This is a genomic window from Nitrosomonas ureae (assembly GCF_001455205.1).
Classification (GTDB): Bacteria; Pseudomonadota; Gammaproteobacteria; order Burkholderiales; family Nitrosomonadaceae; genus Nitrosomonas; species Nitrosomonas ureae.
This window is the reverse complement of the sequence record NZ_CP013341.1, coordinates 2,965,430-2,982,681: the sequence shown is the minus strand read 5'-3', so window position 1 is coordinate 2,982,681 and position 17,252 is coordinate 2,965,430. Positions and strand designations below refer to the sequence as shown.

The following is a 17,252-nucleotide window of genomic DNA, read 5'->3' as shown; positions in this document are numbered from 1 at the left end:
ATTTCTTCGTTTTTTATTCGATGCAAAATTATTGACGCTTCATTCATGGAATAAAATTATAATCAGTGACCGTTTTATACTTTGCTTATTTTTCTGATATAAACTATCCGTAGATAACGATTAAAATGTACTCTTGATATACAATATGTTTGCGATTAAGGCAGTTAATTTAACATGATAAAAGCCCCAGCAGTTTGAGCGAGTTACTTTGAATTGAGGGTGACATGAAATGATTCATTGCTGTCAGGTCAGATGAGAAAGAAGTATCATATCGAGTAAATAGGATTACCTTGTACCTTATACTGGGTACGATGAATATATTTTTTAGGAGAATCGAATGTCGCAAAAACACCCGGTTATTGCCGTTACCGGATCTTCAGGTGCAGGTACCTCAACGGTAAAGACAAGTTTTGAACATATATTTCGTCGTGAAAAACTAAAGGCGGTTATTGTAGAAGGTGATAGTTTTCATCGCTATGATCGCGAAGCGATGAAGCAAGCTGTGGCAGAATCGGAAAAAAACAATGGGCGCCCGATCAGTCATTTTGGCCCGGAAGCGAATGAATTTGAAAAACTGGAAGCGTTATTTAAGGAATATAGCAGTAGCGGCAGTGGACAGACACGTTTATATCTGCATAATGATGAGGAAGCCAGTCCGTGGCAGCAAAAAGCGGGTACATTTACACCATGGTCGCCGATCCCGGCTGGTTCTGATTTATTATTTTATGAAGGCTTGCACGGCGGTGCAAAGAGTGATACAGCCGATGTTGCCAGGTATGTGGATTTGCTGGTTGGCGTGGTTCCGATCGTTAATCTCGAGTGGATTCAGAAAATATTTCGTGATACCAATGCTCGGGGTTATTCAACAGAAGCGGTAACACACACTATCTTGCGTCGTATGCATGATTACGTGCATTACATCACGCCGCAGTTTTCCCGTACACATATCAACTTCCAGCGCGTGCCCACGGTCGATACATCCAATCCATTTATTGCGCGTGAAATTCCATCCTTGGATGAGAGTCTTGTGGTAATTCGCTTTAGAAATCCTGAAATGGCGGATTTTCCTTTCTTGTTGAGAATGATTCATGATTCATTCATGTCGCGCCCTAATACCATTGTTGTTCCTGGCGGAAAAATGGGTATGGCGATTGAACTCATATTGACGCCAGTGATTCTGGATATTGTTGCTAAAAGTAGAGTCTAGCAATTTTTGATCGGCTTCGATTAATTCATGGATCGCGATAATATGCGAATGCTGATTTATCGGATTCTGGATTAATCAAAATGCCAGAAATCCAATTCATGCAGTTGGTCTCAAATATGCCCAGACTGCATTAGTCTCTATCCGCTCATGACTTCTTTATTATCCGATCTGAATCCGCAGCAACTGGAAGCGATTACCTTGCCACACCAATCTGTGTTGGTTTTGGCTGGTGCCGGTAGCGGTAAGACACGCGTATTGACGACGCGCATTGCATATCTGATTCAATCGGGGCAAGTAAGTCCGAGCGGTATTCTGGCTGTTACATTTACCAACAAAGCAGCTAAAGAGATGCTGACGCGGATTACCGCTATGCTGCCGATTAATCCGCGCGGAATGTGGATTGGGACATTTCATGGATTGTGTCACCGCATGTTGCGCTCACATTATCAAGATGCGGGTTTGCCACAAGCGTTTCAGATCTTGGATTCTGCCGATCAACTGGCTTTAATTAAGCGCATCCTGAAAGATTTATCCGCTGACGACAAGAAATTCCCGCCGCGCCAAGTGCAATGGTTTATCAACAATGCCAAGGAATCTGGATTACGTGCCGCCTATGTTACGATCGATGATGTTTTCTCGCGCCATATGCTCGAATTTTATCAAGCATATGAGCTGCAATGTCATAAAGTGAGTGCAGTGGATTTTGCCGAATTGTTGTTACGCAGTTATGAACTGCTGAGCCGCAATGAAATCTTATGCCAGCATTATCGGGAGCGTTTTAATCATATTCTGGTGGATGAGTTTCAGGATACCAATCCATTGCAATACAAATGGCTTAAATTGCTGTCGGGTACAGGAACGAAGGAAGCGGCGGCGGTTTTTGCGGTCGGTGATGACGATCAAAGCATTTATGCGTTCCGTGGTGCATACAGCGGCAACATGAAAGACTTTGAGCGTGACTTTGGCATCACGAAAATCATCAAGCTGGAGCAGAATTATCGATCGCATGGCAATATTCTGGATGCAGCTAATGCATTAATTGAAAATAATAGTGAGCGTTTGGGGAAAAATCTTTGGACTGCTGAGGGAAGGGGCGAGCCTCTACGTGTTTACAACGCGCCAAATGATTTCGATGAAGCTGCATTTATTGTTGAAGAAGTTAAAACCTTGCATGCGGAGGGCATCGCCTTATCAGAAATAGCATTGCTATATCGCTCCAATGCACAATCACGCGTGTTTGAACACAGCTTGTTCAATGCTGCAATACCTTATCGTGTCTATGGGGGTATGCGGTTCTTTGATCGTCAGGAAATCAAGCATGCATTGGCCTATTTACGCTTAATTGCCAATCTGGATGATGATGGCGCTTTACTGCGTGTCATCAACTTTCCGACACGTGGCATAGGTGCTCGCAGCGTGGAACAATTACAAGAAGATGCCAAAGTTCAAGGTGGCAGCCTGTGGGCGGCAGCATTGCTGAAATGTGACGGTGAAGTGTCATTGCCGCAAGAATCGCACAAATCCTTAAAAGGCGTTGCCAAGTTTGTATTTCTAATCATGACGATGCGTCAATCCTGTGGCGAGTTAGCATTGCCTCAAATTGTGGAATGCATGCTGATTCATAGTGAGTTATTGACGCATTATGCCAAAGAGCGCGAAAGTTCGGAAAGGCTCGAAAATTTGAATGAATTAATTAATGCTGCGACCAGTTTTGTGCATGAAGCCGGAAATGACAGTCTGGCCGAGTTTCTGGCGCATGCTTCGCTGGAAGCTGGCGAGCATCAGGTCGGCAGTGACCGGGATGCGCTACAACTGATGACAGTTCATGCAGCTAAAGGATTGGAATTTCACACTGTGTTTCTGAGTGGATTGGAAGAAGGGCTTTTTCCACATGAGAACAGCCTGAATGAGAGCAATGGCATCGCTGAGGAAAGGCGCCTGATGTACGTGGCCATGACACGTGCTCGCCGCCGGTTATATCTTAGTTTTACGCAAAGTCGTATGCTACATGGCCAAACTCGGTATAACATTGCATCGCGCTTTCTCGATGAAATTCCGCAAACCTGCTTAAAATGGATGCAGGCAGCACCGAGGACCTCCTTCCGCTACTCGAATTCGACTAATCCAATCTCTACGAGTGCATCAAGTATCCAATTGAGATCTTCTAATAGTAGTAGGGGTGGATGGAAAATCGGACAGAGCGTGATGCATGCCAAATTCGGTACCGGTGTCATTATTAATTGTGAAGGTTGTGGCAGCGATGCGAGAGTTCAGGTAAATTTTGATCAAGCTGGAATGAAATGGCTGTCGCTTGAATATGCAAAGTTGTCGACAGTTTAAACAGAGAGTTCGTTGTGCAGGTACAGTTTAAGCAAATTCGGTTACTGACAACCCAATCCGGACAAAGCCGGATGGATTAAATTTTATGATCTTCAATCTAATTAATTGTCGGGAAATCCTGCAACTGCCCAAGTTAAACCGCCGTTTGTTGATTTGTAGATATTCTTTCTCGCAGCGCCTAAAATCGTAGAGTCTACCGCGTAGGTGGGTGATATCTGGAATTCAGTGAATTGAATATTTTCATTTTCAAGCAGCGATAAGGTTATATTTTGGGAAGCAGTGACTGCGCCGCCCCCATTCAGATTTGCACGAAACAGCCCTTTGCCGCGAACATTGATAAAGATGTTCCGGTCAGTACCAAAGTTTGGTGAAAATTCCACTTGCTGGACAACAGCATTTGACCCCACTGAAGCATGAGTTTCTTTGGTCCAAGTAGTGCCTCCATCGGTCGAGCGGTAAATGCCATTGTTTGTGCCAGCGATTACCAGATTATCGGTGGCAAATTGCGGAGATACCGCAACCCACGTATATCTTTGTCCACCCCAACCGATCGATATGATCGAGCTAGCTCCCACGCGTAAGAAGGTATCTCCGCCATCCTGGGTGCGCCATATCTGTCCTGCTCGGTTAGCAGCAAATGCAGTGCGGTCATTGGCATAGTCAGGCGATACAGCTATACTTGTGACCGGATGATTCAGAGGAACGCCGCGCTGCAGTCGCCAGGTTTTTCCAAAGTCTTTTGTATGCAGTACACCATGAAATCTCGATCCGAGATAAATTTCCTTGTCGTTAGTAAAGTTTGGCGATGCTGCCAGGGTTGTGAAAGTGACGAGATCCGGATTTATGGCAGTAAATCGAGGCACAAACTTGACGCTCCAACTATCCCCGAAATCGGTTGAATTCCCCACGAATCCATTTCTTGCCGAGATTACTGTTTGTGTACCGTTAGGATTTTGCACAATATCCGAATCAAAGAAATTCAACTTGTGTCCCTTTGGATTGGGCCAACCACTGGTAGACCATGTGCTGCCACCATCGGCAGAAATGGCTATGCCTCTGCCGACATACGTTGTGGCAATCATCTTTTGATCGCTGTTGAAATTCGATGATGCGGCAAGTCCCGTCATTAGGCCTCTTCGGGTTTGTCTTTGTTTCCACGTTGTGCCGCCGTTACTCGAGAAAAATAGCCCATCGAATACCGGTAAAAAGATTGTCTTGTCCGTGGCATAGGTTCGAGATACTTGCAGGTCTGTCATTTCATTGAGTAATGCAGTTTGTTTGGTGACTTGGGCACCTGAATCAAACAGCACCCAGTTATCACCTTTATCCGTTGATTTAAATACCGATTGTTTCAAGCTGGTGCAAAACACCGTGCGGTCAGTCGCATAATTTGGTGAAACCGCTATATTGTTGATCGCTTCGTTAGGTAAATTGTTTCCCTTGTTGATAAAGGTGCTTCCTCCGTCACTGCTATAAAAAATCCCAAAGCTCGGGGTTGCCAGAAATATTTCCGCAGCTCCTCCTGGCGCGATGGCCATATCGTAAATGATGGTTCCTGTTGGATTTCCTAATTCGGTCCAATCATTACCGTTGTTGGTGGATTTTTGTAAGTAACCCGAGTCGCTTGCAATCACTAAGGTGTTATCGGTAGCGTAGTCGGGTGAAATTGCAATGACGGTTACTTTATTGGTTTTATCGAGTACCTGGATCCAGTTGGCATCTGTGCTGGAGCGACGAAATAGAGCTCCGTTGGCATCGGTGAAAAAAAGCACATAACCCGTGCTGGATTCAGCAACTTCCATTTTTCTTACAATCAAATTTGAAGCGGCGAGCCCTGTATTATACGATTCCCAAAAGTCACCACGGCTGGTTGATCGATAAATGCCGCCTTTGCCTTTGAGGCCCGCGAAAACAGTTTGGTCGGTATTAAATTTGGGGGAAACGCGAAGAACGCTATATTCGTAGGGATGGTTCATTCCGTTCGGAATATCGACCCAGTTAAGTCCTCCGTCGGTTGAACGCAGAATCTCATTGTAACGCCAACCAGTATATGCACCATCGGTTACTAGAAACATCGTTTTATCACTGGCATAATTGGGCGATGCGGCAAAGGCGTATACCATGTCATGAGGCGTGTGCGCGTGCGCACTCATAGCGGTTGTGCCAATTGACAAGAAAAACGCAGTAATTAAGGCGATTCGCCGAATACAGCTAATCTGGATTTTATTTAATTTGACTAACATATTTAACTCCTTCAAGCTTGAACTACTCCTTCATCATTGATTCGATCGCATGGAGTTTCTAGGTACGAACGAATTAATTAATTGCAGTACTCTGTAGTTGATTGATTACATAAACTGAGATAAGGTTAATAAAAAATATCTTTTTATGCCAATGGTTAGTGTGATTCTTTTCTGATACATTACCCTAAGCTCTAGATTAGCTTATTGTTTCAGCTAGCCTAGAGCAATTTACAGCTGCGTATCCCGGTTAATTGTCGGGGAATCCTGCCACTGCCCAGGTTAATCCGCCGTTTGTTGATTTATAAATATTTTTTCTTGCAGCACCTACAATCGTAGAATCTACCGCATATGTAGGTGATATCTGAAATTCAGTGAATTGAATATTTTCATTTTCAAGCAGCGATAAGGTTATATTTTGGGAAGCAGTGACTGCACCAGCTCCATTCAGATTTGCACGGAATAGTCCTTTGCCGCGAACATTGACAAAGATGTTCCGGTCAGTATCAAAGTTTGGTGAGAATTCCACTTGCTGGACAACAGCATTTGATCCCACTGAAGCATGAGTTTCTTTGGTCCAAGTAGTGCCCCCATCGGTCGAGCGGTAAATGCCATTGTTTGTGCCCACGATCACAAGATTATCAGTAGCAAATTGCGGAGATACCGCAACCCACGAATAACTTTGTCCAACCCATCCAATTGATACGATCGAGCTAGCCCCTACGCGTAAGAAAGTATCTCCGCCATCCTGGGTGCGCCATACCTGTCCTGCGCGAGTAGCGACAAATGCAGTGCGGTCGTTAATATAATTCGGCGACACCGCTATGCTTGTAACCGGATGATCCAGTGGAACGCCGCGTTGCAGTCGCCAGGTTTTTCCAAAGTCTTTTGTATGCAGTACACCATGAAATCTCGATCCGAGATAAATTTCCTTGTCGTTAGTAAAGTTTGGCGATGCTCTCAGGGTTGTGAAAGTAACAAGATCCGGATCTATGGCAAGGAATCGAGGAACAAACTTGACTGTCCAGGTCCCTCCGAAATCGTTGGAGCTTCCAATGTAGCTATTTGTTGCAGAAACCACTGTTTGACTACCATTGGGGTTTTTCACGACCTGTGAATCGAAGAAATTCATTTTCCGCCCTGTCGGATTGGGCCAGCCACTGGTAGACCAAGTTGTGCCACCATTAGCAGAAATGGCTATGCCTCTTCCAACATAAGTTGTGGCAATCATATCTTGATCACTGTTGAAGCTAGTGGATAGCGCAAGTCCTGTCATCAGTCCCATTCGTGTTTGTCTTTGTAGCCATGTGGTGCCGCCATTCCTTGAAATAAAAAGCCCGTCGAATACCGGTAAAAAGATTGTCTTGTCGGTGGCATAGGTTCGGGATATTTGTAAATCGGACATTTCGTTGAGTAATGTTGTTTGCAGAGTGACCTTAGCCCCTGAATTAAACAGTGCCCAGTTATCGCCTTTATCCGTCGATTTAAATACCGATTGTCTTAAGCTGGTGCAGAATACAGTGCGGTCGATCGCGTAGTTCGGTGAAACTGCTATATTATTGATCGCTTCATTGGGTAGATTATTTCCTTTATTGATAAAAGTACTTCCGCCATCACTGCTATAAAAAATCCCAGGGGGGGTTGCAAGGAATATTTCTGCGCCTCCTGGAGCGATGGCCATATCATGGATGATGGTTCCTCCTGTTGGATTTCCTAATTCGGCCCAATCATTACCGCCATTGGTGGATTTGCGCAAATCTCCAGTATTGTTGGCAATCACTAAGGTGTTATCGGTAGCGTAGTCGGGTGAAATGGCAATGACGGTTACTTTATTGGTTTTATCGAGTACTTGAACCCAGTTTGCATTGGTGTTGGAACGACGAAATAGGGCTCCGTTGGCATCGGTGAAAAAAAGCACATAACCCGTGCTGGATTCAGCAACCTCCATTTTTCTTACAATCAAATTTGAAGCGGCGAGCCCCGTATTATACGATTCCCAAGAGTCACCACGGCTGGTTGATCGATAAATGCCGCCTTTGCCTTTGAGGCCCGCAAAAACAGTTTGATCAGTACTAAATTTTGGGGAAACGCGAAGAACGCTATATTCGTAGGGATGGTTCATTCCGTTCGGAATGTTGACCCAGTTAAGTCCCCCATCAGTTGACCGCAGAATTTCATCGTAACGCCAGCCAGTATAGGCGCCGTCAGTCACTAGAAACATCGTTTTATCACTGGCATAATTGGGCGATGCGGCAAATGCAAGCACCATGTCATGGGGCGTGTGCGCATATGTATTTGTAGCGCTGATGCCAATGGACAAGAAAAACGCAGTAATTATGGCAATTCGCCGAATACTGCTCATCCGAATTTTATTTAATTTGACTAGCATGCTTAATCCCTCAAGTTTTGTCGTTCATTAATAATTAGCTTTATAGAATCAAATTATTTATATAAGCTATTGATAAATATTCAGTTCTGTGTAATTATTTTTTTTATAAACTGAAGGTTAAGATTAGTGGAAATATCCTGTGACACAATAGGTCATTATTACTTTTTTTTCTAGTACATATGTACTAGAAAGTTTTTGCTCAATTTGAAAGCTTCGCTACGATAATAAAGAAGAAATCCCTATAACACGCTAACTGCCTATCTTTATAAAAAATTTGAACTTAACTCGTTCTGTGTACAAAGGTAAAATGATATTTTTTAGGCTCTAGGCTCGCAGATCGTGTCTGCGAGCCTAGAGCTTAATAATTATCACTTTTTTTCATATAGTTATGTTTCAACTTGGAAACTATCCATTAGTGATTTCAGATATTCGACAGAGATACACTAATAGCTTGGGCAACTGATTTCAATTAATTAACAGCTGTAAGAAGAAAATATTAATGTTATCAGGCTATTTAATTTTTGAGCCTCCAAGGCACGGGGGAGATTCGTCAGATTTTCCATTCTTTTCAAACCATTCCTCTATGGTCATGGTATGCATGACAAGCGCATGAATTGAATGAAGTTCATCCGCCAGAATGTTATTGACCATTCGGTGTCGAGTTAACAGCATTTTTCCGTTAAATTCATCAGAAACAATGGTCACTTTGAAATGGGACTCGGATCCTTCCGATACATTATGCTTGTGACTTTCATTGATTACCTCTAGAAATTGCGGTTGCAATGATAGGAGTTTGAGCTCGATTGAATTCTTTATATTTATCATATGACTGATATGTGTATTTAGAAATGGAGTACATGGTTACGACTCGATTTTGCATCGTATCGTCGCGTAAATTATGCTGGGGAAAGATAACGCCTGCATTTACTGTCGATTATAGAAGGTTTTTATATACTCAATAATCTTCTGAGTGATTTGTTGCTATGCTTTGAATTCTTTGTGATAAGCATAATTCATTTTTGGGTACTCTCCAAAATCTTTCTGTGAAAGTATTATCATTGCAGTTGCTTTTATGATTGATTGAAGAAGCTTATAAATAGAATTGTTTTAATCTCTTCCGGATTTAATTCCTCGCCCCTCGGGGCGAAGGCTGGTTGAAAACCAGCAGTCTGAAGAGCACTTTTAATACCTCGTTGCTTGCGGCGGGGTGCTTTATTCGCTTCAGTTGAGCTGTATACTGTGTTGGACACCCCGATAAGCGCATGCTAACCCCCTCTTTGCCAAAGGTGTAAACAGGAGATTTTTGTTTCGGAGATTGATGTACGGGGTAATTCCATGTTTGCCCTGCATTCAAGGCTGAATTTTATGAAACTCTGGGTTTCTTAAAATTCAGCGTATTTTTGGCATGAAGCTGGATTCTGATTGAAACTAAGTCTATTTTAAAGACTGATCCCAGTAAGGTATATCGCCGACATATTCTGCGAGAAAATTTATAAATGTACGTATTTTTATAGGCAAATGCCTGCTTGGAAGATAACACGCATAAATATGGCGCTCTATCGATAGATATTCCGGCAGCGCCATCTGGAGTCGTCCTTTTTGTAGTTCCATGCCAATAGTATAAGTAGGTAGCAAAGCGATTCCAAATCCATGAAGAGTTGCCTGTGCAAGTGCATCATTATCATTAATGCGTAAGGTTCCTGAAATTGGAACCTTGATTTTACCCGCCGGTCCGTTGAAACACCAATAGCCTTGCTCGGCAGAGAGAGCGCAATCGAGACAGTTATGTTTCTCTAGATCCTCTGGTATTTTTGGCATGCCCCATTGCTGGAAATACTGAGGCGTTGCGCACAATATGCGGCGCACAGGCGCAATCCTGCGTGCCACTAGATTAAGATCAGGCTCATTTGTCACACGAATTTGTACATCATATCCCTCTTCAATCAAATCACCCGGATGATCGGTAATAGTCAGGTCAATTCTGATCTTAGGATAACGAGTAAGAAAGCATGGAAGAGCCGGAGCGATGTGGCGTGTTCCAAAAGAGCTCGATACACTTACTTTTAGTATTCCGCGCGGTTCAGCATGGAGGCTATTGACTGCCCGTTCGGCATGCTCAGATTCTTCCAGGATGCGAGTTGCATGCTCTGAGAGTGCGGTGCCTGTCTCGGTCAAACTAAGATGCCGAGTGCTTCGGAGAAATAATCGAGTGCTGAGATCTTTCTCCAGTTTAGCAACGGCTTTACTTACTGCTGCACGGGAGATATTCATACGACGCGCCGCTTCTGCAAAGCTCCCGGCTTCGGCAACTCGAGCAAAAATTATCAGGAGATTAAGATCTTGCATAATACTATTGTATCTAATTAAGATACAAAATGTTTCATTTTATGATACTTCTCTCCGGTATTCTTAATCTATATTATCTATTTTAAGGTGAGATATCTACACATGTATCCATGTAACAGTTTTTATTGTCATTATAATTAAACTGCTAATAACGTATCCGCCTTAACCAGCTTGCTCTTGATCACTAAAAGTGATGTGTTTCTGGTTAGTCAATTAGTATTTATATTGTCAACCTATGAGAGCGTATTGTTAATAGGGTTATTTCTGCAGATCAACTGAACTTGCATATATAACCGATAAATGTATTAAAAGGAGTAAAGTCAATGGAAACTAGAGAGTTAATACAAGCACCTCAGTTATTTGTAGTTTATGCAATTACTATTCTCTATACAATTACATTTTCCTTAGCAGCGGTTGTGACCCAGCCCACTGATACTGTGGTGGGCGGCTCACAAAGTATGCACCAGGCTGCTAGGGCAGAAATACAACTTAGCGCAGTGCGAAATAGCCGCTCAGGTTAAATTTAAGATGTATTGTATCCCCCTTGTTAAATAAATTATTGTAGTAAGATGCAAAAATATAAACGGGAGAAATAAATAGCTCCGTGGCAAGACCACGGAGTTGTTTATTTCAATCAGTCAATGGCGGCACGTACAAAACGATTTTCAGGATTCCTATTTTGAAAAACAACTTCGTGAAAATTATCTCCACTGCAAAGTGTGCATTGTTGCATTTTCATTATCCGATGGATTGCACACGATCATGTTGATTATAAGAATCTATTTTAGGGGCACAATACCGTCATCGGACTTTCCGATCACTATAATGTAGGTAGTTTATGGCAGTATGTTAATGATTCGTAAGCTAATTTATCTCCGCATATCTGGAAAAAATGATTTTGCTTGTGGCGGATTCTCGTCTTTCCTCGCAGACCTGTGCTGTGCCCCGAATTCCTTCAATATTTCAGAGGTGATTAAGTGTTTTTTCAATTGCGCGGATGATCAATGCCAGTGAAATAGCGCCCGGATCGGGTGTGCCGAGACTTTGCTCCGCATGCGGGCGTGCGCGACCAATTCTGGGGCGCAAATTCTTGGTGGCTTGAGCTGCTTCATTTGCTATATCAGTTGCAATAGCCCAGGAATCTACAATCGAAAGACCTTGTGATGCCGTCGTCGTAAGTGCCGCTGAGAATGGATGCAGAACATCAACAAGAGTCTTGTCGCCCAACTGTGCTTTCCCGCGATTGATTACATCACGAAGCGCCGAGGCAATACCGACAGCAACTGCTGATGCATCAGGCGTGATTTTGTCACCCAGAGCATCGCCTAAATTGTGGAGGATAATACCCCATAAAGCACCCGATGTGCCGCCAGCCCGATCCGACCAAGCATCGCCAGCAGCTTTAAGTAGTGTTCCAACACCGGTTCTGGCAACTCGCGCTTCTTTTGCCGCTGCAACCGCTGCGGTGATTCCACGCTGCATACCGATGCCGTGGTCGCCATCACCTGCAATAGCATCCAATCGGCCAAGCTCCTCGCTCATTTCATTAATCACTTTGCTGGCGGCCTTAAGAGCTAAAAATACTATTGCTGCAGCTGATTGTGAGTTGGGAGAGCCAGTTTCTAATGAGCGTTTGTTTCTATATGAACTTGCTTCTAATGTGCCAATGTTGGAATAGGCAATATTGCTCCTATAAAAAGCTGGAGTGTCTGCTGCCGCAATCCAGGTTTGCTCAAGTTCATCGTTGATCCAGAATAACGTCAGGGAGAGACCTGCCATATCGAAACTTGTGATTAATTCACCCACTACGGGCTGGACAATGGTCAATCCGCGCTCGAATAGCAATCGATCAACCTGACGATAGACGACAAATAATTCTTCATATTTTACAGTGCCAAGGCCGTTCAGTATTACACCGATACGCGCAGCATCAGGATTGAGGATGGCTGAAGGAATTTCAGCGAGTAACTTGTTGACCAGCATTTCTGCCAGGCCATCGGCAGTTGGTGCATTGATGCGATAGAGGCCAGGTTCACCATGAATTCCCATTCCAACTTCCATCATTCCGGTTGCAACTTCGAACAGTGGTTTATTGGCACCCGGCAGAGTACAGCCGGAGAATGCGACACCGAGTGTCCGCACGCGATCATTGGCATCAGTTGCAATGCGGAAAACCTCATCAAGTGATTTTTCTGTATCTGCAGCTACAGCCGCTGCCTTGAAAACCGGTAAAGTTCCGGCAATACCACGGCGTTTATTTTTTTCAATCAAGGTTGCAGAAGCGATGTCATCAGTTATAACCACCGTTCGAACATCAATGCCCATCGCGCGAAGTCGTTCTTGTGCTTGATTGAAATTGAGTACATCACCGGCATAATTGCCATAACAAAACAAGATGCCGCCACCTGCATCCACGGCCTGCGCTACATTGCAAATCTGTTGCGCTGATGGTGCTGCAAAGACGTTCCCTAGGGCGGCGCCGTGTGCCAGACCTTGCCCAACGAATCCACCAAACGCCGGGTAATGCCCGGAACCGCCACCAATAACAAGTACGACTTGGCCTGGTTTAGCTTTGTGACTGCGAATTACGCCGCCTTCAACCAAGCGTAATTGGTTGCGGTGTGCCGCAACATATCCTTCAATCAGTTCGTCTGCAAATTTTGTTGGGTTATTGAATAAATAGGTCATCGTTTGAGTCGTATTTATTATCGCTTCTCAATTTGTTTCGAGAAACATGCGTGATTTTTATTACTTACAACGTGTAATTTGCGATTCCCCGCGATCTTGCCACCGGGACAGGTGCGGGGTGCGGAGCAAATTTATTCATCCTTTGCATATAAAGTATTTAGATAAGTTTGGATACTTATCATTAGCATATCGAATGTTGTGAAAAATTCAGCCAGAGCTTTTGCATCATTGTCTTTACCTGCTTGCTCCATCTGCGCGCATACTTCACCTAATGCAAGCGCGCCTACTGAACGTGCAGATGATTTGAGTTTATGAGCCAATGAACCTACTGTTGTCAATTGATTTTCTTGATATGCCATGTGGAGTTCTGCTGCAATTTTTTCCGCACTGGTGTAAAAATCCAGCAGCATTTCTTTAATCATTTCCGGATCATTACCAACCAGCTGTTCGAGAACATGAATATCGAGCGGTGTTCCGGTTGATTCGGTTTTGCTGTCAGGTAAGGCTGGTTGAGAGTCAGATAGAGTAGCCTCAATTAGTTTCCGATTGGGTAGGTATCTTTCAAGCATTAAGCGTAAATCTTCAAGCTGTACCGGTTTGCTCAGATAGTCATCCATTCCGGTTTGCAGACAGCGTTCCTTCTCTCCTTTTAGCGCATTCGCTGTTAAGGCAACAATTGGAATATGTTTTTGATTGGTCTCGATTGCTCGAATTTCTCTTGTCAATTCAAACCCATCCATTTCTGGCATGTGTAAATCAGTCAATAACAAATCATAATCTCCCGTTTGCCAACGTTTCAATGCTTCTTTTCCATCGCTAGCAATATCTGCTGCATATCCCAACAGGTTGAGCTGTTGGCGGATTACTTTCTGATTAATATCGTTGTCTTCCGCTACCAAAATTAGTATGCGTTGCCTCAAGGCTTCTTCACGTGTAATGGGTTTAGGCGCTGATGTAATTACGCTCTTCAGGGAAGGGGTCTCTTCTGTTTCTGCTTCTATTCTTCCAGCAGCAATCTCCATCGCGCGAAATAAAGATTGACGATACATAACATCGCCATCCAACGTAATGATGTCGATATCTTCGATACGCGCTTGCCGGCGACGGCCACGCTTAATCACAATAAACCGAGGTTCAATAAAGGGATGCGATTGATATAATCCCGTTTCTGCGGCGTTCTTTATAATTTCAGAGCGAGCGTTAAACGCAGCACGTAATTCCTCAATGGAAGGCACTTGCTCTCCGGCATCGATAACGACGAGCCACAATCCGGGAGCAAGCTTCTGAACAATTTGCTCAACATTGTTGAGATGAGGCGCCTGTTCAACCACGGCACCTGCACTTCTTAAATAAACAGCCAAGTCATTACTCAACCCATCATTCTCACCCAATATCAAGCAATTCATGCCTGCGAGATCATCGATCTTGTGGTCGGCATATGAGATCTTGGTGAGAGGTTTAAAAGGCATTTGTATAATAAAAGTGGAGCCATGTTGAGGCTCGCTTTGTACAGTGATTTCTGCATCCATCAATTCTGCCAGATGATGCGAAATTGCCAAACCAAGTCCAGTTCCACCAAATCGCCGTGTAGTAGAAGGGTCACCTTGCGAAAAGGATTTAAACAATTTCTCCTGAGTTTCTTTATTCATACCGATACCATTGTCGGTAATCTGGAAAGTAACAACTACTTGATCAGGATTGGATTCGGTTAATAATACTCGCACCGATACTTTGCCTTGCTTTTCTTGCTTGCTGGAAAATTTAATTGCGTTATTAATAATATTTACCAATATTTGGCGAAGCCGCAAAGGATCGCCCAGCATATTTTCCGGAATTTCTGGATCAATAAATAAGGTTAATTCCACTTTTTTACTAAGTGCAACATGTGCCAGCATACCGCAAGCGTTTTCGACAATATTGGCTAATGACATTGGAATTTTTTCAATTTCCAGTTTGCCAGCTTCGATTTTCGAGAAATCAAGAATATCTTCAATTATGGAAAGCAGCGAATAAGCAGAATCGCGTATCAAGTTAGCCATTTCCATTTGATAGCCGGTCAGGCTAGTTTGCCTAAGTACGTCAATCATGCCAATCACGCCATTCATCGGCGTGCGAATTTCATGACTCATGGCGGCCAGAAAAGCCGATTTAGCTTTATTAGCTTGCTCTGCCTCAATCCGAGCTTGTTGTAAATCATTCATAATGCGGACATGTTCGCGGATGTCCCGCATTACTCCGGTAAAGTGCCGTTCTTCGCCCACATAATACTCACTGACCGCTAAATATAGCTCGATTCGTTCGCCATTCTTGCGAATGCCTTCCACTTCACGCCCGCGACCAATGCCATGCGACCCGGATAAATAAGGGCGACCGACATATTCCTGGCCATGGCCAGTACGGCAGTAATTTTCCATATAACTGATATGTTTACTACGATCCGGTTCGGGTACGATGATCGATACATTTTGCCCGATCATTTCATCGTGACTATAGCCAAACAGTTTTTCCATTACCGGATTGACGGAAAGAATCTTGCCTATTTCATCAGTGGTAACTACACAATCTACCATGTGCTCAACAACAGAACGCATTTCTTCTTCTTTAATCGCCAAAGCGGAATTTGCCCGTTGCAAGTCGGCTGTACGAGCGGCAACTCTATTTTCCAACTCCATATTGCTGGCATTTAGCCGCTCCACCATAAGATTAAATGTCTGCGCAAGTTGTCCCATTTCATTCCAACCTTCAATCGCGGCACGCAGGTGCAAATTACCTGCCGAAATCTCTAATGCGCTTTGGTTCAAGTGTTTCAAAGGGTCGACAACGCGGCGATTAAATAAAAAAGCTCCGAATAAAGCAGCGAGAAAGGTCAGAATTACAATTACCACACCCACAAAATGAACATGATATACAGAAGCAAAAGCCTCATCGGCATTGATCTGCACTACCATGCCCCACTTCAAGCGCGGCAGATAACGCCATGCTGCTACCACTTCTTTGCCCCGGTAATTGACCGTTAATGCACCCCCTGAATCACCATTCAGTGCATATTGGATTGCCGTGGAGAATGGTGGGTTATCAAGAGGAATTTTTCGTTTTAATGCAGCATCAAGATCATACTTAAGCGGAGCCATTACCAAGGCAGTTTGATCATCTTCAAGTCTGGCTACTATGGTTTCTCCGCTATTGCTAAGCCCCACGTTATTTGAAATTACTGAAAACACAAGGTGGCTGTATATTTGCAGCGCTAGTACCCCTTGAATTTCTCCATCAATCATAATTGGCGTTGCAACGAATGCGGCTATAGCACCTTTGGATGGTTCGTAATATTCAAAGTCAGAAATACTGCTTTCCAAATTATCCAACGCATGGCGGGTAACTTTACCCAAGCCGGTATCACGGTAGCGATCAGTTCGTAAATTAGTTGCAAAATCAGATTCATGGGCTTGAGAATAAACTATTGTTCCTTGAGTTGAAATCAAGAATAGATCATAGTACCTAGCATAGTCCAGAAAGCGTTTGAAGCTTTCACGATAATTCGCATCTAATTGGCGATATTCATCGGAGTCGACTCCATGTTGTTCAAAGGCTGCGGTGAGTTTAACCATAGCTTCATGGGTTGTATTCATACCGCTTACTAAATAAACGTCAGACAAGCGTTCCAGAAGATAGCTGTCAATTTGCTCGACTTTTTTGTCAGCGATGGCGGAGACTTTTTGAATGGCAGCTTCTTTTATTTCTGTTTCGAAGGTGTGCAGTAAACTATTGCCAATAAATAATATTGGTAATAAAGAAACTAATGTGAACCAGACAGCAAAACGCTGTGTAAGTGACGTGAATTTCACCAGTTTCTCCTAGCGATTATTGCTAATGGGACTGTCGAATTAATTTTCTAACGCAAGAAAGGTGTCTCAATAGCCAATCTACAAGATTCAAATTGAACTCTTCCCTTCTTCGTTATCATTATTATATCTAGCGCTTTGCTTAAATAGTAAAAGACATTTATTCTTTCCGATTTAATGTTATTACGGATTGTGTCGTAATT

9 protein-coding genes are annotated in these 17,252 nt (G+C 43.5%); 3 read left to right on the top strand and 6 right to left on the bottom strand.

From position 1 onward, the window contains the following. The first annotated feature begins 337 nt into the window (after positions 1-337). Both ATY38_RS13850 and ATY38_RS13845 read left to right on the top strand, forming a co-directional pair. The gene (locus ATY38_RS13850) at positions 338-1,207 is read left to right on the top strand and encodes a phosphoribulokinase (RefSeq protein WP_062559802.1); all 870 of its coding nucleotides are present in this window, start codon (positions 338-340) and stop codon (positions 1,205-1,207) included. Positions 1,208-1,354: 147 nt separating this feature from the next. Continuing rightward, positions 1,355-3,547, top strand: a complete 2,193-nt coding sequence (locus tag ATY38_RS13845) for a UvrD-helicase domain-containing protein (RefSeq protein ID WP_062559801.1) — start codon at positions 1,355-1,357, stop codon at positions 3,545-3,547. A 101-nt stretch (positions 3,548-3,648) separates the two neighbouring features. On the opposite strand, the gene ATY38_RS13840 is transcribed toward ATY38_RS13845, so the two are convergent. The 4 genes from ATY38_RS13840 to ATY38_RS13825 form a co-directional block, all read right to left on the bottom strand. Continuing rightward, entirely contained in the window at positions 3,649-5,790 is a 2,142-nt protein-coding gene (locus ATY38_RS13840) for a WD40/YVTN/BNR-like repeat-containing protein (protein WP_062559800.1), read from the bottom strand. A gap of 247 nt (positions 5,791-6,037) precedes the next feature. Continuing rightward, positions 6,038-8,176, bottom strand: coding sequence for a DUF6242 domain-containing protein (locus ATY38_RS13835; protein ID WP_062559799.1), 2,139 nt, complete (start codon positions 8,174-8,176; stop codon positions 6,038-6,040). Between the two features lie 510 nt (positions 8,177-8,686). Beyond that, the gene (locus ATY38_RS13830; protein ID WP_097106507.1) at positions 8,687-9,001 is read right to left on the bottom strand and encodes a BolA family protein; all 315 of its coding nucleotides are present in this window, start codon (positions 8,999-9,001) and stop codon (positions 8,687-8,689) included. Positions 9,002-9,610: 609 nt separating this feature from the next. Next, entirely contained in the window at positions 9,611-10,522 is a 912-nt protein-coding gene (locus ATY38_RS13825; RefSeq protein WP_062559798.1) for a LysR family transcriptional regulator, read from the bottom strand. A gap of 323 nt (positions 10,523-10,845) precedes the next feature. On the opposite strand from ATY38_RS13825, the gene ATY38_RS13820 reads away from it, so the two are divergent. After that, entirely contained in the window at positions 10,846-11,043 is a 198-nt protein-coding gene (locus ATY38_RS13820; RefSeq protein ID WP_062559797.1) for a hypothetical protein, read from the top strand. Positions 11,044-11,485: 442 nt separating this feature from the next. Here the strand turns inward: ATY38_RS13820 and ATY38_RS13815 are convergent, their stop codons facing one another. Next, positions 11,486-13,210 (bottom strand): dihydroxyacetone kinase family protein, encoded by a 1,725-nt coding sequence (locus ATY38_RS13815; RefSeq protein ID WP_062559796.1) that lies wholly within the window; start codon positions 13,208-13,210, stop codon positions 11,486-11,488. A gap of 131 nt (positions 13,211-13,341) precedes the next feature. Further along, positions 13,342-17,052, bottom strand: coding sequence for a response regulator (locus ATY38_RS13810; RefSeq protein WP_062559795.1), 3,711 nt, complete (start codon positions 17,050-17,052; stop codon positions 13,342-13,344). Positions 17,053-17,252: the final 200 nt, after the last annotated feature.

Bases quoted from the DNA above. Each gene is read 5' to 3' on its own strand.
- ATY38_RS13825 (WP_062559798.1), bottom strand. From the start codon at position 10,522: ATGCAAGATCTTAATCTCCTGATAATTTTTGCTCGAGTTGCCGAAGCC.
- ATY38_RS13835 (WP_062559799.1), bottom strand. From the start codon at position 8,176: ATGCTAGTCAAATTAAATAAAATTCGGATGAGCAGTATTCGGCGAATT.
- ATY38_RS13815 (WP_062559796.1), bottom strand. From the start codon at position 13,210: ATGACCTATTTATTCAATAACCCAACAAAATTTGCAGACGAACTGATT.
- ATY38_RS13845 (WP_062559801.1), top strand. From the start codon at position 1,355: ATGACTTCTTTATTATCCGATCTGAATCCGCAGCAACTGGAAGCGATT.
- ATY38_RS13850 (WP_062559802.1), top strand. From the start codon at position 338: ATGTCGCAAAAACACCCGGTTATTGCCGTTACCGGATCTTCAGGTGCA.
- ATY38_RS13820 (WP_062559797.1), top strand. From the start codon at position 10,846: ATGGAAACTAGAGAGTTAATACAAGCACCTCAGTTATTTGTAGTTTAT.
- ATY38_RS13830 (WP_097106507.1), bottom strand. From the start codon at position 9,001: ATGATAAATATAAAGAATTCAATCGAGCTCAAACTCCTATCATTGCAA.
- ATY38_RS13840 (WP_062559800.1), bottom strand. From the start codon at position 5,790: ATGTTAGTCAAATTAAATAAAATCCAGATTAGCTGTATTCGGCGAATC.